This window comes from Promicromonospora citrea (assembly GCF_013004695.1).
In the GTDB taxonomy this organism is placed as follows: domain Bacteria; phylum Actinomycetota; class Actinomycetes; order Actinomycetales; family Cellulomonadaceae; genus Promicromonospora; species Promicromonospora citrea.
Genome location: NZ_JABEMG010000084.1, coordinates 1 through 21,553, shown reverse-complemented (window position 1 = coordinate 21,553; position 21,553 = coordinate 1). Strand labels below are relative to the sequence as shown.

Here is a 21,553-nt window from a genome sequence, read left to right as displayed (position 1 = left end):
ACACGACGCTCGTCCGATCTCTCGCCGCCGACACCGTGCGGGCGGGCCTCGTCGCCAAGGGCTGGGCCGTCGACGTCGTGACGGCCTACCGCACCGTCGCCCACGAGCTCCCCGCGCCGCTGCGCCGGCCGTACGACGTCGTCGTGGTCGCCTCGGGCTCGGCCGCCCGCCAGGTCGCGGCGCAGCTCGGGCCGCAGCCCGTCGTCGCGATCGGGGAGCCGTCGGCCCGCGCCGCGGCCGACGCCGGGCACACGGTGCTCGCCGTCGCCGACCAGCCCACGGACGCGGCCCTCGCCGACGCCGTGACCGAAGCACTCGCCAAGAGAAAGAGGACATCGTGAGCACCTCCGGGATCGTGTACCGGCCGCGCCGTCTGCGCGCGACGCCGGGTATGCGCCGCCTCGTCGCCGAGACCCGCCTGCACCCCGCCGACCTGGTGCTGCCGCTGTTCGTCAAGGAAGGGCTCACCGAGCCGGTGCCCCTGGCGAGCATGCCCGGGCAGGTCCAGCACACGGAGGAGTCGCTGGTCGACGCCGTGCGGGCCGCCCGAGACGCGGGCCTCGGTGGCGTCATGCTGTTCGGCATCCCCGCCGTGAAGGACGGCAGCGGGTCGCAGGCCGACGCCCCCGACGGGATCCTGCAGCGTGCGCTGCGCGCGTCGCGCGCCGCGCTCGACGAGGGCCTGGCCCCGGGCGAGGCCACGCCCGTGCTCATGGCGGACACCTGCCTCGACGAGTTCACGGACCACGGCCACTGCGGTGTCCTGACGTCCACCGGGGCCGTGGACAACGACGCGACGCTGATCCGCTACGCGTCCATGGCGGTCGCGCAGGCCAAGGCGGGCGCTGACGTCGTCTCGCCGTCGGGGATGATGGACGGCCAGGTCGCGATGATCCGTGACGCGCTCGACGACGCCGGCTTCGCCGACACGAGCATCCTCGCCTACAGCGCCAAGTACGCCAGCGCCTTCTACGGCCCGTTCCGCGAGGCCGTGGACTCGGAGCTGACCGGCGACCGCAAGACGTACCAGATGGACCCCGCGAACGGCCGCGAGGGCCTGCGCGAGGCCGACCTGGACCTCGCCGAGGGTGCCGACATGGTGATGGTGAAGCCGGCGGGCACCTACCTCGACGTGCTGCGCGCGGTCGCCGACCGCAGCGACGTGCCGGTCGTGGCCTACCAGGTGTCGGGCGAGTACGCGATGATCGAGGCGGCCGGAGCCAACGGCTGGATCGACCGGGACCGCGCCGTCCTGGAGTCCGTGACGGGCATCAAGCGGGCGGGGGCCGACGTCGTCCTCACCTACTGGGCGCTCGAGATCGCGGGGTGGGTCCGGTGACCGGGCAGCACCAGGAGCCCGTCGAGGCCCAGGGCCTGCGGCGCGCCCCCGAGGCGAACCACGCGGCGTTCCTGCGCGCGCAGGGCGCGATCCCCGGCGGGGTGAACTCGCCGGTGCGCGCCTACGGCAGCGTGGGCGGCGACCCGCGTTTCCTCGCGTCGGCGCGCGGCGCGTACGTGACCGACGTGGCGGGCCGCGAGTACGTCGACCTCGTCGGCTCGTGGGGTCCCGCGCTGCTCGGCCACGCGCACCCCGAGGTCGTCGCGGCCGTGCAGGACGCCGCGGCCCGCGGGCTGTCGTTCGGCGCCCCGACGGTCGCGGAGGTCGAGCTCGCCGAGGAAGTGCGCCGGCGCGTGCCCGCCGCCGAGCGCGTGCGCCTCGTCTCGACCGGCACCGAGGCGACGATGACGGCGATCCGCCTGGCGCGGGGCGTCACCGGCCGGCCGCTGGTCGTCAAGTTCGCCGGCTGCTACCACGGGCACATGGACGCGCTGCTCGCGGAGGCGGGCTCCGGCGTCGCGACGCTCGCCCTGCCGGGGTCCGCCGGCGTCACCGAGGCGACCGCCGCCGAGACCCTCGTGCTGCCCTACAACGACCTGGCGGCCGTCGAGGCGGCGTTCGCGCAGCGCGGCTCGGAGATCGCCGCCGTCATCACCGAGGCGTCGCCCGCCAACATGGGCGTGGTCCCGCCCGCCGAGGGCTTCAACGAGGGCCTGCGCCGGATCACCGCGCGGCACGGGGCGCTCCTCGTCATGGACGAGGTGCTCACCGGGTTCCGCGTGGGGCCGTCCGGGTGGTGGGGGCTCGAGAACGACGCGATCCGCGCGGCGGGCGGCGCGGGCTGGGCCCCCGACCTGTTCACGTTCGGCAAGGTGATCGGCGGCGGCATGCCGGTGGCCGCGCTGGGCGGGCCCGCGTCGGTGATGGACCATCTGGCTCCGCTGGGCCCCGTCTACCAGGCGGGCACGCTCTCGGGGAACCCGGTCGCCGTCGCCTCGGGCCTGGCCACCCTCCACCTCGCCGGCGACGCCGTCTACGCCCGGGTCGACGAGGTCGCGCGCGTGCTGTCCGCGGCCGTGGGCGAGGCCCTGACCGCCGCGGGCGTCGAGCACCGCGTGCAGCGTGCGGGCTCGCTGTTCTCCGTGTTCTTCGGTCCGCTCGCCGCGGCGTCGGGCGTGCGCGACTACGCCCAGGCCCAGGCGCAGGAGACGTTCCGCTACACGGCGCTGTTCCACTCGATGCTGGAGTCGGGCGTCAACCTCCCGCCCTCGGTCTTCGAGGCGTGGTTCGTCTCGGCGGCGCACGACGACGCGGCGGTGGACCGCATCCTCACGGCGCTGCCCGCCGCGGCGCGGGCGGCAGCGGCGGCGACGGCCTGAGGCCCCGCGCGGACACCGACGACCGCGCGCCCTCGCCGGTGGGGACCTCTCCCCACTGACGAGGGCGCGTTCGTCTGTCACGCTCTGCGGGCCGCGCGCACAGGGCGCGCCGCACGAACGAGGGAACCGAGAGCATGATCTTCTTCGGCTGGGGCAGCAAGAACAAGTCGGCACCGCTGGACGCGGGGCGGGCCCTGGTGCTGCGGTACTCCTACTTCCACCTGTTCTGGATCCTCCGGGTGTCGTGGGGACTGCGGTACAGCCTGGCGACGGCGACCGAGTCGGGCTGGGCGATGCGCCCCCTGTCCGACGAGGAGGCGATGCAGCTCGACGCGCCGTCGCGGCTGTCGCTCAACGTCTGGTGGCGCTGGGGTCTGGTCATCTGGGCCGCCCTGGCCGTGGTCGGCATCGTGCTCGCCCAGCTCGGCGCCCTGCTGGGCTGACGCCACCACTTGACGCACTACCCCCATGGGGTATCTGATGGTGGCATGACCGAGGCGACGGACCAGCACCACGAGCACGCGCACGAGCACGCGGGTGCGCACGACGGCCCGCACGGGTACGCGTCCGACAAGCCCGGCTACCTCAAGCGGATGCGCCGCATCGAAGGGCAGGTGCGCGGCATCGCGCGCATGATCGACGAGGACGAGTACTGCGTCGACGTGCTCACCCAGGTCAGTGCCGTGACCAAGGCCCTGCAGGCGGTGAGCCTCGCGCTCGTCGAGGACCACCTGGCCCACTGCGTCGTCGACGCGGCCAAGGCGTCGGACGACGAGGGCGCCGCCAAGGTCAAGGAAGCCTCCGAGGCGATCGCTCGCCTCGTCCGCATGTGACCGCCGACCCGTTCCTGAACCGAGGAGACGACATGACCACCGTGACCACGCTCGCCGTGACCGGGATGACCTGCGGGCACTGCGTGTCCGCCGTGACCAGCGAGCTCAAGGCCGTGCCGGACGTCCAGGACGTCACGGTCGAGCTGCACGCGGGCGAGACCTCGCAGGTGCGCGTGATCTCGGACGCCCCGCTCGCGGAGCAGCCGCTGCGCGAGGCCGTCGACGAGGCGGGCTACGCCGTGGCCGGCGTCGACGTGCTCGAGAACGCCCTCGCGGCCGAGACGGCGGCGCAGGCACCGGCCAGGCAGGCGAACCGGACGCTGCCGATCATCCCGTCCTGACCGGATGACGCTGCACGTCACGGCCGTGCAGGACCTCGGACCGGCCGGTTCCGGCCGGGCCGAGGTCCTGCGGTACGCGGCCGCCCTCGGAGCCCTGAGCGGCGGCCCCGTCGGGCGCGCGCTCGTCCGGGCCGACCGCGCCGAGGCGGGCCTGCCGGAGTCCGCCACGGCGGACGACGACGACCGCCCGCCGCTCGACGTCAGCGGCTTCGCCGAGCACCCCGGCGGAGGGCTGGAGGGGCTGGTCCGGCGCGCGCACGCGGGCCTGGCCCCCGGCGGCCTCCTCAACACCCGGCGCGTCCTGGTCGGGCCGCCCGGCTGGCTCGCCGGGCAGGGCGTCCCGGTACCGTCGGGGACGCCGGACGCCGGGCACACCGTGGCCGTGGCGTGGGACGGTGCCGTGCGCGGCGTCGTCACGCTGCGCACGGCACCGGGCGACCGGCCCGGTCCCGCGGCCTAGCGGAACCGGCGGCCCTCGTCCCGGCGGTAGGCCAGGACGGCCAGCACCGCGAACAGCACGGTCCACCCGGCGAGCACGGGCAGGGCGACGGCCGAGGCCTCCAGGCCTGTCGTCGCCTGCACCAGCAGGTCACGGCCTGCGCGGGTCGGGGTGGCCTGCGAGATCGCGTCGAGCCAGCCGGGGAACATCTGCGGCGGCAGGAACAGGCCGCCCGCGAAGGCCAGCGGGAAGAGGATCACCTGCACGACGGGCAGCGCCGCCTTGGCCGACAGCGCGTGGCCGATCGCCATGCCCAGCAGCACGAACGGGACCGACACCGCGAGGATCGTCCCGACGCCTGCCACGAGCCGCACCGGGGTCACGGTCGCCTCGGTGAACAGCCAGCCGATGAGCACGAGCGGCACGAGACCGAACAGCGAGAAGATGCCGCCGTTCAGCACGCGGGCGACCATCTGCGGCCCGGGCCCCGTCGGCAGCGACCGCAGGAACGGGTAGAACGGCAGCTGCCGGTCCTCCGCGACGCCGAGACCGTAGGTGAACAGGCTCGCCGAGCACACGGCGAACAGCCCGAGGCCCGCGACCGCGACGGTCGCGACCACCGGGTCCTCGGCGACCGCCCGCTGCGGCACCACGAAGAAGAACATCGACAGCGACGGGAACAGCAGGTTCCCGAGCACCGCGACGGGGACCCGGACGGTCTCCAGGAACTGGTAGCGCAGGTGCAGCAGCGCCAGCGCCCAGAACGGCCGGGTGGGCCGGTCGCTCGCGCCGACGGCCGGCGCCGGGGTGGTGGTGGTCGCGCTCATCGCAGTGCTCCTTCGTTCGTCGTGACGCCCGCGTGCGTCGTACCGGCGGCCTGCTCGGCGCCCTGACCCACCAGCTCGCCGAACGCCTCCTCGAGCGTCGCGCCGCGGATCTCGAGGTCCCGGAACGGCGTGCCTGCGGTGACGAGGTCGCGCACGAAGGCGTCGGAGTCGGGCACGAGGTGCTCGCGCCGCACGCCCTCGGCGTCGGTGAGCTGGACGCGCCGCATGCCCACGCGGCTCAGGACCGCCTGGAGGGAGTCGTCGGCGAGGACGTTCCCGCGGTCGATGACGACCACGCGCTCCGCGAGCGCCTGCACCTCCTCGAGGTAGTGCGAGGTGAGCAGCACGGTGCCGCCGCTCGCGTGGTACTGCCGGATGGCGTCCCAGAGGGCCGTGCGGCCGGAGACGTCGAGACCCGTCGTCGGCTCGTCGAGGAGGACGACGCGGGGCCGGCCGACGAGCGAGAGCGCCACGGCGAGCCGGCGCTTCTGCCCACCGGACAATGACCCGGTCTGCCGCCGGCCCAGGTCGGTGAGCCCGAACTGGTCCAGCAGCTCGTCGGTCGGCACGGGTTCGGGGTAGTGCCCGGCGACGAAGTCGACCACCTCGCGCACGCGCAGCGTCGCGGGGAGCCCCGTCTCCTGCGGCGTCAGGCCGAGGGCGGTGCGCGCCCGGGGGTCGCGGGGGTCGCGGCCGTCGAGGCGCACCTGGCCGGCGTCGGGCCTGCGCTGCCCGCTGACCAGCGAGAGGAGGGTGGACTTGCCCGCCCCGTTGGGGCCGAGCAGGCCCACCAGCTCGCCGTGCCCCACCTCCAGCGTGACGTCGTCGAGGGCGAGGACGGGGCCGAACCGCCGCGTCACCCCTGTCACCGTGACCGCGCTCGTCGAGGAGATCGTCATCGTGTTCCCTTCAGGAGGTCCATGAGTGCCGCCTGGTACTCCGCGAACGCGGTGCGGCCGTGCTCGGTGAGGGCGAGGTAGGTGGCGGGCACCCGGCCCTCGTGGGTCTTGGTCACCTGGACGTACCCGGCGTCCTCGAGCTTGCGCAGGTGGGTCGACAGGTTCCCCGCCGTCATGTCGAGCAGCTTGCGCAGCCGGGGGAAGGCCAGCTCGTCCCCGCGGTCGAGCGCCGCGAGCGAGGCGACCACCCGCAGCCGGGCGGGGGCGTGGATGACGGGGTCGAGGTCATCGGGCACCCTGGCCACCGCCCTCCGTCCTGCGGCGCACGCGCAGCACGTGCTCGACGCCCGCCATGGCGAGGAACCCGCCGCCGCCGGCGACGGCCATGACGAGGTAGGTGTGCGGCATGCCCGCGAACGCGGCGACGCCCGCGGTGACCAGCATCCAGCCGCCGACGGCGGCCATGCGGGACTCGCCGAACGCCAGGCCGCCCGCGATGTACAGGAGGCCGGTGATCAGCGCGGCGAACCCGTTGGCCGCGATCGCCATGACCTCGGGCGACGCCCCCGCGTTGCCCATCGCCCCGAGCAGCACGCCGAGGGCGAGGAACGCGAGGAACCAGGTCCAGCCGTACAGCGCGCCGGTCCGCGCGCTCACGCCGCGCACGCCCGCCGTCCGCGTGACGCTGTGCACGATGGTGAACGCCATCGCACCGACGATGCACCCGGCGAACACCCAGCCCGCCCAGGCAGCCGGCAGACCCCCGGTGCGCGCCGTCGACCAGAGCGCCAGGTAGCCCACGAGCCACGCCAGGCCCCAGGCGCCGAACAGGAGGCGGCCGTCGGGTTCCGTCGCGTCCCGCGCGGCGTCCTGCTGCTCGCGGAGCATCCGCAGCATCTCGGCGGGGTCGAGCCCCGCGTCCGCGGGCCGCCCGGCCGCCGCCGGGTCTCCTGCCGGGTCGGTGGTCATGTCGTCTCCTCATCGTCCAAACCGGTTTGTGCTGCAAACCACTCTGCCGCACGCGGGTATGCCGGCGCAACCCTCTTCCCGGGTGTTCACCGCTGCGGATCGTCTTTCGACCCGAGGCTGCTTGGCTTTGCGGGCCGTCACAGGCGAGCAGCCTCGGGTCGAAAGACGATTCACGGCGGGTGGGCGCCGGCGCGCGGTAGGTTCCTCGCGTGACCGACGAGAAGAGCACCAGCACCGACCGGCCCGAGGCGACGACGGCGTCGGGCGACGAGAAGAAGGCCGTCCGCGCCGAGCCGGCGGACGACCTCGTCACCACGCACCACACGCTGCACACCCCGGACGGTGACCTGACCTACACCGCGACGACCGGCCGCGTCGTGCTGCGCCAGGAGGTCGTCACGGACGAGCGGTACGACGGCCGCAGGCCCAAGGCGGAGATGTCGGTCACGTACTACACGCTCGACGGCGCCGACGTGACGACCCGCCCCGTGACGTTCGCGTTCAACGGCGGCCCGGGGTCGTCGTCGGTGTGGCTGCACCTGGGCGTGCTCGGGCCGCGACGCGTGGACTCGGGCGACGTCGGCGCGCTCACCGCCCCGCCGTACGGCCTGGTCGACAACCACGAGACGCTGCTGCACGCCTCCGACCTCGTGTTCATCGACCCCGTCTCCACGGGGTGGTCGCGCGCGACCGAGGGGGAGCAGACAGCGCCGTTCCACGGGTTCACGGGCGACATCGAGTCGGTCGGCGAGGTGATCCGCCTGTGGACGAGCCGGAACGACCGGTGGATGAGCCCCAAGTTCCTCATCGGCGAGTCCTACGGCGGCACGCGCGGCGCCGCGCTGGCCGAGTACCTGCAGAACCGCTTCGGCATGTTCCTCAACGGGGTCATGCTCATCGCGCCCGCCTTCAACCTCGAGGCGCTGTTCGACGCCGAGCGCTCCAACCTGCCGCACCCGCTGTTCCTGCCGCTCTACGCGGCGACGGCGCACTACCACGGGCTGCACGGCGACCGGCCGCTCGACGAGGTCGTGGCCGAGGCCCGTGACTGGGCCGAGACGTACGCGTCGGTGCTGGCCCGCGGCGCACGCGTGCCCGACGACGAGCGCGCCGCCGCCGTGTCGAGGATCGCCGCGCTGACCGGCCTCGACGAGGACTGGGTGGACCGCGCGAACCTGCGCCTCGAGCACACCCGCGTCTACGCCGAGCTGCTGCGCTCGCGGCGCCTGGTGACCGGTCGGCTGGACACGCGCTTCACCGGCCCGGCCGACCACTACATCCACGAGCAGATGCCGTACGACCCGTTCATCACGGCGATCTCGGGGCCCTACACGGCCGCGCTGCACCACTACCTGCGCGGCGAGCTGGGCTACGAGCACGACGCGGTCTACGAGGTGCTCTCCCGCCACGTGCACCCGTGGTCGTTCAAGGAGTTCGAGGGCAAGGCCGTCGACGTCGCCGACAAGCTGGCCACCGCGATGATCCTCAACCCGCACCTGCAGGTGCACGTCGCCATGGGCCGGTACGACGGCGGGGTGCCGGTCGAGGCGATCGAGTACAGCCTGGACCAGATGGAGATCCCCGCGGCCTCCCGCGAACGCATCGAGACCCGCGTCTACCCGGCCGGGCACATGATGTACATCCACCCGGAGTCCCGCGTCGCGCAGGCGACGGACCTCGCGGCGTTCGTGCGCCGCGCGTCGAACCGCTAGCCCGCTACGGAGCCGCGCCGCAGCCGGCTCCCCGGCCCCGGCCAGGTCGTCCCCGGCCGGGGCCCAGGAGCGGCTGCTATAACGGGCCCGTGCCCATCAACCGCCGTGTCGCCGCAGAGGTCTGGATCGTGCTCGGGCTCAGCCTGGGCCAGTCGGCGGTCTACGCGCTCGTCGCCATCGCCGCGCGGCTCACCGCGGGAACGCCGCTCGCGGAGCAGACGGCGACCCTCAACGCGAGCCGGTCCGAGCGGCCGTACCTCGACCTCGTCTACCAGCTGCTCGGCATCGGGTTCGCGCTCGTGCCCGTGGCGCTGGCCCTGTACCTGCTCAGCGACCACGGCCGCAGCGCCGTGCGCCTGCTCGGGCTCGACCGCGGCCGGCCGGGTCGCGACCTCGGTCACGGCGTCGCCCTCGCGGCCGCGATCGGCATCCCCGGCCTGGCGTTCTACGCCCTGGGCCGGGCGCTCGGCATCACGGTCGAGGTGCAGGCCAGCGCGCTCGACACGCACTGGTGGACCGTGCCGGTCCTCCTGCTCGCCGCGTTCCAGAACGGCCTCCTCGAGGAGGTGATCGCGGTGGGCTACCTGTACCAGCGCACGCGCGAGCTCGGTTGGGACCGCGTCCGGTTCGTCGTGGCGAGCTCGCTGCTGCGCGGCTCGTACCACCTCTACCAGGGCATCGGGCCGTTCTTCGGCAACGTGGTGATGGGCGTCGTCTTCTCGTGGTTCTACACCTCGCCGCGGTTCGCGGCGGGCACCGGCGAGGAGCGCAGGGGCCGCGTCGCCCCGCTCGTCGTCGCGCACACGCTGCTCGACGTCGTCGCGTTCGTCGGGTACGCCCTCGTGCCCGCCGAGTGGCGCGAGGCCCTCGGCATCCGCTGACGAACCGCGGACCCGCGGGTGACCCGCGACCAGGCGGGGCCGGGATATCGCGGGCGTCACTCCCGCTTTCCGGTCATGCGGCGACCAACCGCCCTAGACTCCCGAGTATGTCCGAGCCGCGCACCGAGAGCGCCGACACCGGCGCCCGGGTGTCCGAGGTGCCGGAGGAGCCACGGGAGGCCCGCGAGCGCCCGGAGCACCAGGAGTCCCCTGCGCCCGCGGACCTGGTCCGCGTCGTCGACACCCCCGAGGAGCGGGTGCGCCATCCCCGAGCGGTCCTGTGGATGATCGGGTGCGCGCTGGGTGTCGCGGCGGTCATGGTGCTGTCGGTCGTGGCGCACGGCACGACGGCGGGCGTCACCGAGGACGTGCGGAGCTTCAACGACCTGCTCGCCACGATCCTGTTCGTGCCGGTCGCCGTGCTGCAGGGCCTGGTGACCCTGTTCGCGCCGGTGGCGGTGATGATCGAGCTCGGCGTGCGGCGTCTCGGCCGGCAGATCGTCGAGTCGATCGCGGCGGGTGTCGTCGGCCTGCTGCTCGGCGTGCTCACCACGGTGCTGGTGCGGCACCTCGGCTCGGACGAGCTCGTGCGCGGCATGTCGGTGTGGGAGCGGGGCACGGGGTACGTACTCGCGGTGCCGGAGTACGCCGTCGCGCTCACGGCGATGCTCACGGTCGCCGGTCCGGCGACACGCCGCCGGACCGTCCGGATCTCCTGGAACCTGCTGTTCGTCGCGCTGCTCGTCGTGCTCATCACGGGCCAGGTGTCGCTGCCCGGCGTGCTCGTCGCGCTGCTCCTGGGCCGCCTGGCCGGTGCGGCCGTGCAGTACGTGTCCGGCACCCGCAGCGAGCGCGCCTACGGGCCCGACCTGGTCGAGGCGGTGCGCCGCGCCGGCTTCGCGCCCACGGCGCTGACGCGCGTCCGGGACGACGACGAGGAGGTCGGCCCGGTCGGCGACAAGGCGTCGCTCGCCCTGAGCCGCGCGGGCGGCAACCGCGTGTACGCGCTGTCCAGCGCCGACGGGGTGCGCCGCGACGTCGTGGTGCTCGACGGCGACCGCCAGGTGGTCGGCCTCATCACCCGGCTGTGGCGCGCGCTGCGGCTGCGCGGCATCGAGGGACGCGCCGCCATCTCGCTCAAGGCCGTGGCCGAGCGCACCGCCCTGCTCTCGTACGCGGCGACCGCCGCGGGCGTGCGGACCCCGCGCCTGCTGGGCATCGGCGAGACGGGCGACTCGATCGTGCTGGTGCTGGAGCACGCCGCCCCCGCCGTCTCGCTCCGCGACCTGGCCGACGACGAGGTGGACGACGACGTGCTGGCCGGGGCGTGGGACCAGCTCACGCGGGCGCACGCCGCGGGCCTGACCCACCGCGCCCTGACCCAGGACGTGCTGCTGGTGCACCGCGCCGAGGACGGACCGCACGTCTGGGTCGCGGGCTGGGAGCAGGGCGACATCGCCTCCTCCCCCCTGTCCCGGCGGCTCGACCTGGTCCAGATGCTCGCGCTCGTCGCGCTGCGGGTGGGCCCGCGCCGGGCCGTCGCCTCGGCCGTCCGCGCCCTGCCCGACGCCGACATCGCCGCCCTCGGGCCGCTCATCCAGTCGATCGCGCTGCCGTGGACGACACGCGAGGAGGTGCGGCGCGCGAAGGGGCTCCTCGGCGAGCTGCGGGGGGCGCTGGTCGAGCGCCTGCCCGAGGCCAGCGTGCAGCCGCAGCGCATCTCGCGGTTCAGCGCACGCACAGTGCTGACCACGACGCTCATGATCGTCGTCGTCGCCGTGGTCGTCACGACCATCAACTTCACCGAGATCACGCAGGCCGTGCGGGGTGCGAACCCGTGGTGGATCGCCGTCGCATTCGCGCTCGCCGTGCTCACCTGGCTCGGCGCGGGGCTGACGCTCGTCGCGTTCTCCCCCGCGCGCGTGCCGCTCGGCCGGGCCACTCTGACAGCCGCGGCGGGCTCGTTCGTCGCGCTGGCGGCGCCCGCGGGCATCGGTCCCGCCGCGCTGAACCTGCGCCTGCTCACGCAGCGCGGCGTCTCGATGTCGATGGCGGTCGCCACCGTGGCGCTCGTGCAGGTGTCGCAGTTCGTCGTGACGGTGCTGCTGCTCGTGGCCCTGTCGATCTTCACGGGCTCGGGCGCGCTGGTCGAGCTGCCGTCGCCGGCCGTGCTCATCACGCTGGCGGCCGTCGCGCTCGCCGTCGTCGCGGCCCTGCTGGTGCCGCCCGTGCGCCGGTGGGGCATGGGGTACGTCGCGCCGCGCCTGCGTCAGGTGTGGCCGCGCCTGGCCCAGGTGATGAGCCACCCGGGGCGGCTCGCGCTGGGCGTCGCGGGCAACCTCGTCATGACGCTGGGCTACATCGTGGCGCTGTGGTGCTGCCTCGCGGCGTTCCAGGAGTCCCTCTCGCTGGTCGACATCGCGCTCGTCAACCTCGTCGGCAACGCCCTCGGCGCGCTCATCCCGACGCCGGGTGGCCTGGGCGGTGTCGAGGGCGCGCTCACCGCGGGCATGTCGGCGGCCGGTGTTCCCGCCACCATCGCGTTCTCCGCGACCATCCTGTACCGGCTGTGCACCTACTGGGGCCGCGTGCCGATCGGCTGGGTCGCGATGCGCTACCTGGAGCGCAAGGGCGACCTCTGACGGCAGGGTCGCGGCCCCTGGACGCACGAAGGCCCGGCCCCGGACCGGGGCCGGGCCTCGCGTCGCTGTCAGCGGCGAAGCGTCACTTCGCGACGGCCTTCTTCAGCAGCGAGCCGGCGCTCAGCTTGACACCGAAGTTCGCCGGGATCGAGATCTCCTCGCCGGTGCGCGGGTTGCGGCCCGTGCGGGCGGCACGCTCGACGCGCTCGGCCGAGAGGAAGCCCGTCACCTTGACGGCCTCGCCCTTGGCGAGCGACTCGATCAGCACCTCCTGGAAGGCGTTGAGCGCGGCCTCGGCCTCGGACTTGTTGATCTCAGCCTTGGCGGCGATGGCCGAGACGAGCTCGGACTTGTTGAGCGACATGCGGTTCCCTTCATCGGTCACGTCGTGCGGCGGTACCCGCCCGACGACGAGGCCCCATACTGCCAGCAGATCGGCGGGAATTCGCGGAGAACGGGCCTTTCGACGGCGAGTCGTGGGTAACTTTCCGCTCTCAGAGGACACGAACCTGTGTACGAGCCTGTGGACGACGACGAGGGAGGCCCCACCGCCGGCACGTCAGACGGCACTATCCGATGACTTCCGCAACCCAGAGCGGTCTACCGGACCGGTGGACGCGCGTCGATGAGAGGAAATCGTGGAGAAACCGCTGCGGGAACGCCGCAACCTCCTGGTCCTGGTGTTCAGCAACCTTCTCGCCGGTGTCGGCGTCGCCTCGGGAGCCGCCGTCGGGGCGCTGCTCGCCGAGCAGCTGGGCGGCACGTCCGTGGCCGGGCTCGCCCAGGCCGTTGGCGTGCTCGCCGCCGCGGTCGCGTCCGTGCCGCTCGCCACGCTCGCCCAGACCCGCGGACGCCGGTGGGCCCTCTCGCTGGGCTACGCGCTGTCCACGGTCGGCGCCGTGCTCGTCGTGACGGCCGCGGTGGTCGGGCAGCTCGTCGTCCTGCTGGCAGGGCTGACGCTCTACGGCGTCGCCAACGCGACCAACCTGCAGTCCCGGTACGCGGCGGCCGACAACGTGGGCTCCGGTACCCGCGCCCGCACCATGGCGGTGGTCCTGTGGTCGACGACGGTCGGCTCCGTCGTGGGGCCGAACCTCGCGGCACCCGGTGCGGTGGTCGGCCGCGGGGTCGGCGTGCCCGACCTCGGCGGGCCGTACCTGTTCTCCGTCGTCGCCTACCTGCTCGCCGGGCTGCTGCTCGTGAGCCTGTACCGGGACCCGCGGCGTGACGCCGCGCCGTCGGCCGCGGCGCCGGGGCCCACCCGGCGGACCGGCGCGATCGCGGCCCTTCGCTGGGCGTGGACGCACCCGCGGGCCCGGTTCGCCGTGGTGACCACCGCCTGCGCGCACGCCGTGATGATCATGGTGATGGTCATGACCCCCGTGCACATGCAGCACGGCGGGATGTCGCTGCAGCTCGTCGGACTCGTGATCAGCCTGCACGTGCTCGGCATGTTCGCGCTCAGCCCGGTGTTCGGCTGGCTCGCCGACCGGTTCGGCGCGCTGCGCGTCGCGGCAGGCGGCATCGCGCTCCAGGGCACCGCCGCGGTGCTCGGGTTCACCGCGGCGGCGCTCGTGGCCGGCGCCGCCCCCGGGGGCACGGCCCACGTCGGGCATGGCGCACCGGCGACCCTGGACACCGAGGTGCTCACGGCGGTGGCGCTCGTGCTGCTCGGGCTGGGCTGGTCGGCGTGCGTCATCGCGTCGTCGGCCGTGCTGGCCGCCGTGGCCGAGCCGCGCGTCAAGCTGCCCCTGCAGGGCGCGACCGACGCGCTGATGAACTACGTCGGCGCGGGTGCGGCCGCGCTCGCCGGGCCGCTGCTGGCCTGGGGCGGGTTCCAGGCGGTCAACACGGCGGGCGCGCTGCTCCTCGTACCCGCCGTCGTGGCGGCGCTGGCGGCCGCCCGGCGACCGTCGGGTGTCCCGGACCGGGACACCCGCGTGGGCTGACGCCCGTCAGTCGTGCGCCTTGCCGTCCGGGTTGTCGTTGCGCTTGCCGCCCGCCGCGGGACCGGCCTCGTCGGCCGCGCGCAGACGGTCGTTCTCGAGGATCTTGCGGCGCATGATCACCGCGAGACCCGCCACGACGAGCACGGCGGCCAGGATGCCTGCGCCCACGGCCAGGCCGCTGGGGCCCGCGCCGTCGCCCGAGCCGGCGAGCTCGGCGGGGGCGCTCGAGCGGGCGCCCTCGCCGTCGGCCGCCTCGTCCTGGGCTGCCTCGTCCTGGGCTGCCTCGTCCTGGGTCTCGGACGCCGTGGCCGACGCCTCGGGCGCGGCCGTCTCGCTCGGCCCGGGCTCCGGCCCGCTCTCGACCGTCCAGCTCAGCTCGCCGTCGATCGGGTGGCCGTCGGACGACACGACGTGCCACGCGACGTCGTAGGTGCCCGCGGGCAGGCCGTCGTCGAGCCGGGCGGTCACGGCACGGTCGTCGACCTGGATGTCCTCACCGCGCGCCGTGACGCCGTCGGGCCCTTCGAGCACGATCTCGATGCCCGTGTCGAGCGGCGCCGAGCTGAACGTCAGCGTGATGCTCGACGGGGCGCTCTCCAGCGTGGCGCCGTCCTTGGGGTCGGACGACAGGAGCTGGTCGTGCGCGCTCGCCGGACCGGCGGTCAGGAGCACGGCCACGAGGGTCAGCACCGCGGCGAACGCCGCGGTGACGGCCAGGCGGCGTCGGCCCGCGGGCCGCGCGAGGGCTACCGGGACAGCAGAGGAGACATCAGGCATGTCGGCACCCTACCGGCCCTCCCTGCGCCCGGGACCCCCGCTTCGTCGCGGGCGAAACCGGTCCTCAGGCCTGCGGCACGTTCCGCTCCAGCTCGGCCAGCCAGGCGGCCGCCGAGGCGTCCGACGGCATGCGCCAGTCGCCGCGCGGCGACATCGTGCCGCCCGCGGAGACCTTCGGCCCGTTGGGCAGGGCCGACCGCTTGAACTGCGAGGCGAAGAACCGCCGCACGAACACCTCGAGCCAGTGCCGCACGGTCGCCAGGTCGTACGCGGTGCGGCGCGCGGCGGGGAAGCCGGGCGGCCACTCGCCCGCCTCGGCGTCCTGCCACGCGTGCGCCGCGAGGAACGCGATCCGCGAGGGCCGGAACCCGTACCGCAGCACGTGGAACAGCGTGAAGTCCTGCAGCGCGTACGGCCCGACGGTCGCCTCGGTGGACTGCGGCGTCTCGCCCTCGCGGGTGGGGACGAGCTCCGGCGTGATCTCCTGCTCGAGGATCTCGGCGAGGACGGCGTTGACGGGGTCCTCCGGCGCGGGCGCGAACTGCCCGCTGTCGACCGTCCACCGGATGAGGTGCTGGATCAGCGTCTTCGGCACGCCGGTGTTCACCGCGTAGTGCGACATCTGGTCACCCACGCCGTAGGTGCACCAGCCGAGCGCGAGCTCCGAGAGGTCGCCCGTGCCGACCACGATGCCGCCGCGGTGGTTCGCGAGCCGGAACAGGTAGTCGTAGCGCAGGCCGGCCTGGACGTTCTCGAACGTGACGTCGTAGTCGTCCACGCCCGCGGCGTACGGGTGGTCCAGGTCGCGCAGCATCTGCTCGGCGGCGGGCCGGATGTCGAGCTCCTCGAACGTCACCCCGAGCGCCTCCGCGAGCCGGTACGCGCGGCCCTTGGTCTCCGAGCCGGTCGCGAACCCCGGCATCGTGAACGCGTGGATGTCGCTGCGCGGCCTGCCGAGCCGGTCCATCGCCTTGGCCGCGACGATCAGCGCGTGCGTCGAGTCGAGGCCGCCGCTCACACCGATGACCGCCTTCGGCTGCCCGATCGCCCGCAGGCGCTGCTCGAGCCCGGTGACCTGGATGTTGTAGGCCTCGTAGCAGTCCTGGGCGAGGCGGGCCGGGTCGTCGGGCACGAAGGGGAAGCGGTCCACCTTGCGGCGCAGGCCGACGTCGCCCTCCGGCGGGTGCACGCTGAAGGTGATCTCCCGCATCGCGCCGGTCGGCGCGAGCCCGAGGCCGCGCCGGTTGTCGTCGAACGTGCCCTGCCGCAGCCGCTCCTGGCGCAGGCGGTCGAGGTCGACGTCGACCACGGTCGCCCGCGGGCCGTCGGGGAAGCGCTCGGTCTCGCCGAGCAGGTCGCCGGCCTCGTAGACCATCGTCTGGCCGTCCCAGGACAGGTCGGTGCTCGACTCGCCCTGGCCCGCCGCCGTGTACACGTAGGCGGCGCTGCACCGGTAGCTCTGGTCCCGGACCACGAGGCGGCGGTCCTCGGCGCGGCCCACGGTGATCGGGCTGGCCGAGAGGTTGAGCAGCACGGTGGCGCCGGCGAGCGCCGCGAGCGAGCTGGGCGGCACGGGCACCCAGATGTCCTCGCAGACCTCGACGTGGACGACGAGCCCGCGCACGTCGTCGGCCCGGAACAGGAGGTCGGGGCCGACGGGCACCTCCTCGCCGAGCAGGGTGAGGGTGCCGCGGTGGTCGTCGCCGGGGGCGAACTGCCGCCGCTCGTAGAACTCGCGGTACGTGGGCAGGTAGGACTTGGGCGCGACGCCCAGGATGCGTCCCCGGTGCACGACCACGGCGGTGTTCAGCAGGCGGGTGCCCACCAGCAGCGGCGCACCGACGACGAGCACGGTCCGCAGCCCGACGCTCGCCGCCTTGATCTCGGCGAGCGCGTCGAGCACGGACTCCAGGAGCGTGTCCTGCATGAGCAGGTCGTCGATCGCGTAGCCGCTCAGGCACAGCTCGGGGAACACGGCGACGGCGACCCCGTCGTCGTGCAGCCGGTGCGCCTGCTCGAGGACGGCGGCGGCGTTGGCCGCGGGGTCGGCGACGGCGACGGGCAGGGTGCAGGCCGCGACCCGGGCGAACCCCTGGGCGTACGCGTTGTAGAAGTCCACGTCGTCGAGTCTAGGGAGCCGCCCCGCTCTCGCCCGCCCACCCCCCGCCGCCGAGGTAGTCACCTGGCGAGGTAGTCACGAGTGCCCGAACCTCACCCGCGGCGCACCGATGAGTTCGCGGGCACCCCGGCGTCTGTGCAGGTGGGCGCAGGGGCGTCCAGCACAGACGAGAGGAACCACGATGTCTTTCCAGGCCTATCTCGACGCCGTCGAGGACAAGACCGGGCACACGCCCCGCGAGCTGCTCGCGCTCGCGCAGGAGCGCGGGTTCGACGCGTCCACGAAGGCCGGGCCGATCCTGACCTGGCTCAAGGACGAGTACGGCCTGGGCAGGGGGCACGGCATGGCCATGGTGCACGTGATCACCAAGGGTCCGCAGATCAGCGCGAAGCACGTCGGGTCGTCGGGCACGCACCGCGACGCGTCCGACACCCTGTGGCTCGACGGGAAGGCGACCAACCCCGCGACGTCCGGCTGACGGGTTCCGAGCAGTCGTTACCTCAGGTAATGATGTACCCATGACAACGCGCTCCAGCATCGCCATCACCAACGCCTACGTGGTCCCCGTGACCGCCGAGCCGATCGAGAACGGGACGGTGGTCATCACCGACGGCGTCATCACCGCCGTCGGGCAGGACGTCGCCGTGCCGGACGGCGTCGAGACGATCGACGCCGGCGGCCGGTGGCTCCTGCCCGGCTTCGTGGAGGGCCACGGCCACCTCGGCGTCCACGAGGAGGGCGAGGGCTGGGCCGGCAACGACACCAACGAGATGACCGGCCCGAACGGTTCGGCCCTGCGCGCGATCGACGCCGTGCAGATCGACGAGGAGGGCTTCCGCGACGCGCTCGCCGGCGGCGTGACGACGGCGGTCATCAAGCCGGGCTCGGGCAACCCGATCGGCGGCCAGACCGTCGCGATCAAGACGTGGGGCGGCCGCACGGTCGACGAGCAGGTGATCAGCGACGCGGTGTCCGTCAAGAGCGCGCTGGGCGAGAACCCGAAGCGGGTCTACGGCGACAAGAAGCAGCTCCCGTCGACCCGCCTGGGCGTCGCGAACGTGATCCGGGAGGCGTTCGTCGCGGCGCAGGACTACGCCGCGAAGCGGGACGCCGCGGCGGCGGAGGGCAAGCCGTTCGACCGCGACCTGGGCAAGGAGACCCTGGCCCGCGTGCTGGCCGGCGAGCTCGCGTGGGACCAGCACACGCACCGCGCCGACGACATCGCGACCGCGATCCGGCTGTCGGAGGAGTTCGGCTACCGGCTCGTCATCAACCACGGGACCGAGGGCCACCTGCTCGCCGACGTGCTCGCCGAGAAGGACGTCCCCGTGATCTACGGCCCGATGTTCGTCTCGCGCTCCAAGGTCGAGGTGCGGCAGCGCGCCAACCGCAACATCGCGGCGATGGCGGCGGCCGGCGTGCGGGTCGCGATCACCACCGACCACCCGGTGATCCCGATCAACTTCCTCGTGCACCAGGCGTCGTTCGCCGCGCGCGACGGCCTGCCGCGTGAGACGGCGCTGGCCGCGATCACGGCGAACCCTGCCTCGTTCCTCGGGCTGGACGCGCGCGTCGGGGCCGTCAAGGAGGGGCTCGACGGCGACATCGTGCTCTGGTCGGGCGACCCGTTCGACACCGACCAGCGCGCCGAGCGCGTCTTCATCACCGGCACCGAGGTCTACACGTGGGACCCGGCGGCCGACGACGGCCGGGGCGCCGGCCGCGTCCGCGAGCGCGTCTCCCGCTTCGCCTGACCCGAGCACGGCCCCGGCACCGCCGACCCGAGCGCGCCCCCCGGCACCGCGGGACGACACGCGGTGGTACCGGGGGGCGACGCGGCGGGCCGCGGCCCGGCGTAGCGTTCGAGCATGCTGGGCACGATCCGTCCCGCGCGCGACGCCGACCCCGTCGCCCCCGGGTCCCTCGACCGTCCGCGGGCGCGCCTGTTCGTCGCGGTCGCGGTAGCCCTCGTCGGCGTCGTCGGCTCGCTCGCGGCGGGGCGCAACCAGCCGTGGGCGGCGGAGCCCGGCCTGCTCGCGCTGCTGCTCCTGCTCGTGTCGCCGGCCGCCCTGGTGGTGTTCCTGCCGCGGCGGCCGGTGCTCGCGACGGTGACCGCCGTCGCGGCGACGCTCGGCTTCCTGCTGCTCGGCCACCCCTGGGGCCCCGTCTTCGCCGGTCCCGTCGCGGTCCTGGCCGGCGTGGTGCTCACCGGCGGCCGTCGCGCCCGCCTGATCGGGTGGGCGGGTGCCGCGCTGCTCGCGGGCGGCGGGGCGGCCGCTGCCGTGCTGACCGCCCCGCGCGTGGAGCGGTACCTCCGCGACGACCCGACGCGGGTCCCGGACGACCGCTGGGGTCCGCCCGGCCCCGCCGGCCACGGGCCGCCCTGGGTCGACGACGGCGCCTGGTTCCTGAGCCTCGGCTCGCTCGTCGCGGGCGCGGCCTGGCTCGCCGTCGCGCTGCTCGTCGCGAGCGCGATGCGCGACCGGATCGCCCGCCGCCTGGCCGCCGAGGTCGCCGCCCGCGAGACGGCGGCGGAGCGCGAGCGCACGGCCGTCGCCTCGGAGCGCCTGCGGATCGCCCGCGAGCTGCACGACGTGCTCGCGCACTCCCTGTCGGCGATCAACGTCCAGGCCGGCGTGGGCCTGCACCTGCTGGAGAAGCAGCCGGGGCAGGCGCGCGAGGCGCTCACCAACATCCGCGCCACCAGCCAGGAGGCGCTCACCGAGGTGCGTGAGGTGCTCGGCATCGTGCGCGACGGCGCCTCCGCCGCGCCGCCCGGCGCCCCCGCGCCCGACGACGGCCCCCGTCCCGGCTGGGACGCCGCCGCCCCGCTGGCCCCGACCTGGGACCGCACGGCGCTCGACCGCCTCGTCGAGCAGGCACGCGCCGACGGCCTCGCGGTCACCGCCGACGTCGGGCCCGGCCTCGACGAGCTGCCCGACCGCCTCGCCGGCGTCGTGCACCGCGTGGTCCAGGAGTCCCTGACGAACGTGCGCCGCCACGCACGCACCGCGCGCCGGGTCACCGTGCGCGTCACCCGCACCGACGGCCTGGAGGTCGTCGTCACCGACGACGGCGAGGCGCCGCGGACCGCGCCGGAACCCGGCTACGGTCTGGTCGGGATGCGCGAGCGGGTCGAGGCCGCGGGCGGCACGCTCGCCGTCGGTCCGCGGGCCGACGGGCCCGGCTGGCAGGTGCGGGCGGCGCTCCCGCTCCCGCGCGACGCCGTCCGACCGACCGAGACCGGGGAGACCGCATGATCGACGTCCTGCTCGCCGACGACCAGGCGCTGGTGCGCGGCGGGTTCCGCGCCCTCATCGACTCTGAGGACGACATGCGTGTCGTCGCCGAGGCCGCGACCGGCGAGGACGCCGTCGCCCGGACGCTCGAGCACCTGCCGCAGGTCGTGCTCATGGACATCCGCATGCCGGGCCTGGACGGGCTGGCGGCGACGCGCCGGATCATCGCCGAGCCGCGGGCGGCGGACGTCCACGTCGTCGTCGTGACGACGTTCGAGCTGGACGAGTACGTCACCGACGCCATCCGCGCCGGGGCGTCCGGGTTCCTCGTCAAGGACACCGAGCCGGCCGAGCTGGTGCGTGCGGTGCGGGTCGCGGCGTCGGGCAACGCGCTGCTCTCGCCGACGGTGACCCGGCGGCTGCTGGCCCGGGTCGCGGACGCGACCCGGGTGGTGGGACCCGTGCCCGCGCTGGCCGAGCTCACGCCGCGCGAGCGCGAGGTGCTCGTCGAGGTGGCGGGCGGTCTCGCGAACGACGAGATCGCGGCCAGGCTCTACCTCTCGGAGTCGACGGTCAAGACGCACGTCTCGCGTGTGCTCATGAAGACGGGCTCGCGCGACCGCGCGCAGCTCGTGGTGCTCGCCTACGAGGCGGGTCTGGTGCGGCCGGGCTGGGCGGGGACCGCCTGACCGGCAGAGCGGGGACCGCCTGACCGGCACCAGGGGTGTAGCGCACCGGGTACAGGGGGCTGACGACCCGGACGGCGCCCGACGGCAGCCTGGACGCAGGCCGGAACGACCGGCCGACACCGACTGCTGGAGGTCGACATGCTCACCGCCACGACCGCGGTCCTCGCCGAGGCGCCCTACGCCGGCTGGGGCGGGCCCGGACCGTTCTTCTTCGTCATCCCGCTGCTGTGGTTCCTGCTGTTCGCGACGGTCGTCGTCCTCGTCGCCCGGCGCGCCCGGCGCGGGCCGCGCGGCCCGTGGGGGCCCTGGGCCACCCACCAGGGGGCCGGGACCGACCCGGTGACGCTGCTCGGCGTCCGCTTCGCCCGCGGCGAGATCGACGAGGCCGAGTACCGCTCGCGCCTGGCCGTGCTCCGCTCGGCGGACCCCTACCCGTCGGCGCCGCCCGCACCGCGGGACACCGGGCAGGACGCCCGCTACGACGCGCCGCAGGACGGTCCCTCCGACGGGCCGGCGCCC

23 protein-coding genes are annotated in these 21,553 nt (G+C 74.5%); 16 read left to right on the top strand and 7 right to left on the bottom strand.

Annotated elements, in window-relative coordinates; all coding sequences use genetic code 11:
- The 7 genes from HLB15_RS15775 to HLB15_RS15745 form a co-directional block, all read left to right on the top strand.
- Window positions 1-341, top strand: a 341-nt coding sequence (locus tag HLB15_RS15775; protein WP_171106719.1) for a uroporphyrinogen-III synthase, incomplete at its 5' end; no start/stop codon positions are given.
- Window positions 338-1,339: a porphobilinogen synthase gene (gene hemB, locus HLB15_RS15770; protein ID WP_171106718.1), complete on the top strand. Its 1,002-nt coding sequence runs from the start codon at window positions 338-340 to the stop codon at window positions 1,337-1,339. The genes HLB15_RS15775 and hemB, both read left to right, overlap by 4 nt.
- A 35-nt stretch (window positions 1,340-1,374) precedes the next feature.
- The gene (gene hemL / locus HLB15_RS15765; RefSeq protein WP_171106721.1) at window positions 1,375-2,718 is read left to right on the top strand and encodes a glutamate-1-semialdehyde 2,1-aminomutase; all 1,344 of its coding nucleotides are present in this window, start codon (window positions 1,375-1,377) and stop codon (window positions 2,716-2,718) included.
- Between the two features lie 134 nt (window positions 2,719-2,852).
- Window positions 2,853-3,161 carry a hypothetical protein gene (locus HLB15_RS15760; RefSeq protein WP_171106717.1) on the top strand — a complete coding sequence of 103 codons (309 nt, stop codon included), beginning with the start codon at window positions 2,853-2,855 and terminating at the stop codon, window positions 3,159-3,161.
- Between the two features lie 45 nt (window positions 3,162-3,206).
- Complete coding sequence (locus tag HLB15_RS15755) at window positions 3,207-3,551, top strand: metal-sensitive transcriptional regulator (RefSeq protein ID WP_171106716.1); 345 nt, start codon at window positions 3,207-3,209, stop codon at window positions 3,549-3,551.
- Between the two features lie 32 nt (window positions 3,552-3,583).
- A complete protein-coding gene (locus tag HLB15_RS15750) occupies window positions 3,584-3,892 on the top strand; it encodes a heavy-metal-associated domain-containing protein (protein WP_171106715.1) in 309 nt (102 codons plus the stop codon).
- A 4-nt stretch (window positions 3,893-3,896) separates the two neighbouring features.
- Window positions 3,897-4,352, top strand: coding sequence for a hypothetical protein (locus tag HLB15_RS15745; protein WP_171106714.1), 456 nt, complete (start codon window positions 3,897-3,899; stop codon window positions 4,350-4,352).
- Here HLB15_RS15745 and HLB15_RS15740 read toward each other — a convergent pair.
- From HLB15_RS15740 to HLB15_RS15725, 4 genes are read right to left on the bottom strand one after another with little or no spacing between them, the layout of a single operon-like run.
- Window positions 4,349-5,158: an ABC transporter permease gene (locus HLB15_RS15740; RefSeq protein ID WP_171106713.1), complete on the bottom strand. Its 810-nt coding sequence runs from the start codon at window positions 5,156-5,158 to the stop codon at window positions 4,349-4,351. The two genes, HLB15_RS15745 and HLB15_RS15740, sit on opposite strands and share 4 nt — an antisense overlap.
- Window positions 5,155-6,057 carry an ABC transporter ATP-binding protein gene (locus HLB15_RS15735; RefSeq protein WP_171106712.1) on the bottom strand — a complete coding sequence of 301 codons (903 nt, stop codon included), beginning with the start codon at window positions 6,055-6,057 and terminating at the stop codon, window positions 5,155-5,157. The genes HLB15_RS15740 and HLB15_RS15735 overlap by 4 nt, the downstream gene beginning before the upstream one ends.
- A complete protein-coding gene (locus HLB15_RS15730) occupies window positions 6,054-6,353 on the bottom strand; it encodes a transcriptional regulator (protein ID WP_171106711.1) in 300 nt (99 codons plus the stop codon). Before HLB15_RS15730 ends, HLB15_RS15735 begins: the two co-directional genes overlap by 4 nt.
- Window positions 6,343-7,026 carry a hypothetical protein gene (locus HLB15_RS15725; protein ID WP_171106710.1) on the bottom strand — a complete coding sequence of 228 codons (684 nt, stop codon included), beginning with the start codon at window positions 7,024-7,026 and terminating at the stop codon, window positions 6,343-6,345. Before HLB15_RS15725 ends, HLB15_RS15730 begins: the two co-directional genes overlap by 11 nt.
- A gap of 209 nt (window positions 7,027-7,235) precedes the next feature.
- Here HLB15_RS15725 and HLB15_RS15720 point away from each other — a divergent pair, with 209 nt between their 5' ends.
- The 3 genes from HLB15_RS15720 (at window position 7,236) to HLB15_RS15710 (ending at window position 12,261) form a co-directional block, all read left to right on the top strand.
- A complete protein-coding gene (locus HLB15_RS15720; RefSeq protein WP_171106709.1) occupies window positions 7,236-8,738 on the top strand; it encodes a S10 family peptidase in 1,503 nt (500 codons plus the stop codon).
- Window positions 8,739-8,827: 89 nt separating this feature from the next.
- Complete coding sequence (locus HLB15_RS15715; RefSeq protein ID WP_171106708.1) at window positions 8,828-9,619, top strand: CPBP family intramembrane glutamic endopeptidase; 792 nt, start codon at window positions 8,828-8,830, stop codon at window positions 9,617-9,619.
- A 107-nt stretch (window positions 9,620-9,726) separates the two neighbouring features.
- Window positions 9,727-12,261 carry a lysylphosphatidylglycerol synthase transmembrane domain-containing protein gene (locus HLB15_RS15710; protein ID WP_171106707.1) on the top strand — a complete coding sequence of 845 codons (2,535 nt, stop codon included), beginning with the start codon at window positions 9,727-9,729 and terminating at the stop codon, window positions 12,259-12,261.
- 82 nt (window positions 12,262-12,343) lie between these two features.
- Here the strand turns inward: HLB15_RS15710 and HLB15_RS15705 are convergent, their stop codons facing one another.
- Entirely contained in the window at window positions 12,344-12,625 is a 282-nt protein-coding gene (locus HLB15_RS15705; protein ID WP_171106720.1) for an HU family DNA-binding protein, read from the bottom strand.
- 274 nt (window positions 12,626-12,899) lie between these two features.
- Here HLB15_RS15705 and HLB15_RS15700 point away from each other — a divergent pair, with 274 nt between their 5' ends.
- Complete coding sequence (locus HLB15_RS15700) at window positions 12,900-14,210, top strand: MFS transporter (protein WP_171106706.1); 1,311 nt, start codon at window positions 12,900-12,902, stop codon at window positions 14,208-14,210.
- A 6-nt stretch (window positions 14,211-14,216) separates the two neighbouring features.
- On the opposite strand, the gene HLB15_RS15695 is transcribed toward HLB15_RS15700, so the two are convergent.
- Both HLB15_RS15695 and HLB15_RS15690 read right to left on the bottom strand, forming a co-directional pair.
- The gene (locus tag HLB15_RS15695; protein ID WP_171106705.1) at window positions 14,217-14,987 is read right to left on the bottom strand and encodes a copper resistance CopC family protein; all 771 of its coding nucleotides are present in this window, start codon (window positions 14,985-14,987) and stop codon (window positions 14,217-14,219) included.
- A gap of 64 nt (window positions 14,988-15,051) precedes the next feature.
- A complete protein-coding gene (locus HLB15_RS15690; protein ID WP_171106704.1) occupies window positions 15,052-17,106 on the bottom strand; it encodes an NAD(+) synthase in 2,055 nt (684 codons plus the stop codon).
- Between the two features lie 181 nt (window positions 17,107-17,287).
- On the opposite strand from HLB15_RS15690, the gene HLB15_RS15685 reads away from it, so the two are divergent.
- The 5 genes from HLB15_RS15685 to HLB15_RS15665 form a co-directional block, all read left to right on the top strand.
- The gene (locus HLB15_RS15685) at window positions 17,288-17,584 is read left to right on the top strand and encodes a DUF4287 domain-containing protein (protein ID WP_171106703.1); all 297 of its coding nucleotides are present in this window, start codon (window positions 17,288-17,290) and stop codon (window positions 17,582-17,584) included.
- 40 nt (window positions 17,585-17,624) lie between these two features.
- Entirely contained in the window at window positions 17,625-18,860 is a 1,236-nt protein-coding gene (locus HLB15_RS15680; RefSeq protein ID WP_171106702.1) for an amidohydrolase, read from the top strand.
- Between the two features lie 114 nt (window positions 18,861-18,974).
- Window positions 18,975-20,366: a sensor histidine kinase gene (locus HLB15_RS15675; protein WP_171106701.1), complete on the top strand. Its 1,392-nt coding sequence runs from the start codon at window positions 18,975-18,977 to the stop codon at window positions 20,364-20,366.
- Entirely contained in the window at window positions 20,363-21,034 is a 672-nt protein-coding gene (locus HLB15_RS15670; RefSeq protein WP_171106700.1) for a response regulator, read from the top strand. Before HLB15_RS15675 ends, HLB15_RS15670 begins: the two co-directional genes overlap by 4 nt.
- Window positions 21,035-21,172: 138 nt before the next feature.
- Window positions 21,173-21,553, top strand: a 381-nt coding sequence (locus HLB15_RS15665) for an SHOCT domain-containing protein (protein WP_212759946.1), incomplete at its 3' end; no start/stop codon positions are given.

Excerpts from the sequence above, each read along its gene's own strand:
- HLB15_RS15710 (WP_171106707.1), top strand. The coding sequence starts at position 9,727 with ATGTCCGAGCCGCGCACCGAGAGCGCCGACACCGGCGCCCGGGTGTCC.
- HLB15_RS15740 (WP_171106713.1), bottom strand. The coding sequence starts at position 5,158 with ATGAGCGCGACCACCACCACCCCGGCGCCGGCCGTCGGCGCGAGCGAC.
- HLB15_RS15705 (WP_171106720.1), bottom strand. The coding sequence starts at position 12,625 with ATGTCGCTCAACAAGTCCGAGCTCGTCTCGGCCATCGCCGCCAAGGCT.
- HLB15_RS15695 (WP_171106705.1), bottom strand. The coding sequence starts at position 14,987 with ATGCCTGATGTCTCCTCTGCTGTCCCGGTAGCCCTCGCGCGGCCCGCG.
- HLB15_RS15760 (WP_171106717.1), top strand. The coding sequence starts at position 2,853 with ATGATCTTCTTCGGCTGGGGCAGCAAGAACAAGTCGGCACCGCTGGAC.
- HLB15_RS15735 (WP_171106712.1), bottom strand. The coding sequence starts at position 6,057 with ATGACGATCTCCTCGACGAGCGCGGTCACGGTGACAGGGGTGACGCGG.
- HLB15_RS15685 (WP_171106703.1), top strand. The coding sequence starts at position 17,288 with ATGTCTTTCCAGGCCTATCTCGACGCCGTCGAGGACAAGACCGGGCAC.
- HLB15_RS15755 (WP_171106716.1), top strand. The coding sequence starts at position 3,207 with ATGACCGAGGCGACGGACCAGCACCACGAGCACGCGCACGAGCACGCG.
- HLB15_RS15725 (WP_171106710.1), bottom strand. The coding sequence starts at position 7,026 with ATGACCACCGACCCGGCAGGAGACCCGGCGGCGGCCGGGCGGCCCGCG.
- HLB15_RS15745 (WP_171106714.1), top strand. The coding sequence starts at position 3,897 with ATGACGCTGCACGTCACGGCCGTGCAGGACCTCGGACCGGCCGGTTCC.
- HLB15_RS15680 (WP_171106702.1), top strand. The coding sequence starts at position 17,625 with ATGACAACGCGCTCCAGCATCGCCATCACCAACGCCTACGTGGTCCCC.
- HLB15_RS15675 (WP_171106701.1), top strand. The coding sequence starts at position 18,975 with ATGCTGGGCACGATCCGTCCCGCGCGCGACGCCGACCCCGTCGCCCCC.
- HLB15_RS15670 (WP_171106700.1), top strand. The coding sequence starts at position 20,363 with ATGATCGACGTCCTGCTCGCCGACGACCAGGCGCTGGTGCGCGGCGGG.
- HLB15_RS15750 (WP_171106715.1), top strand. The coding sequence starts at position 3,584 with ATGACCACCGTGACCACGCTCGCCGTGACCGGGATGACCTGCGGGCAC.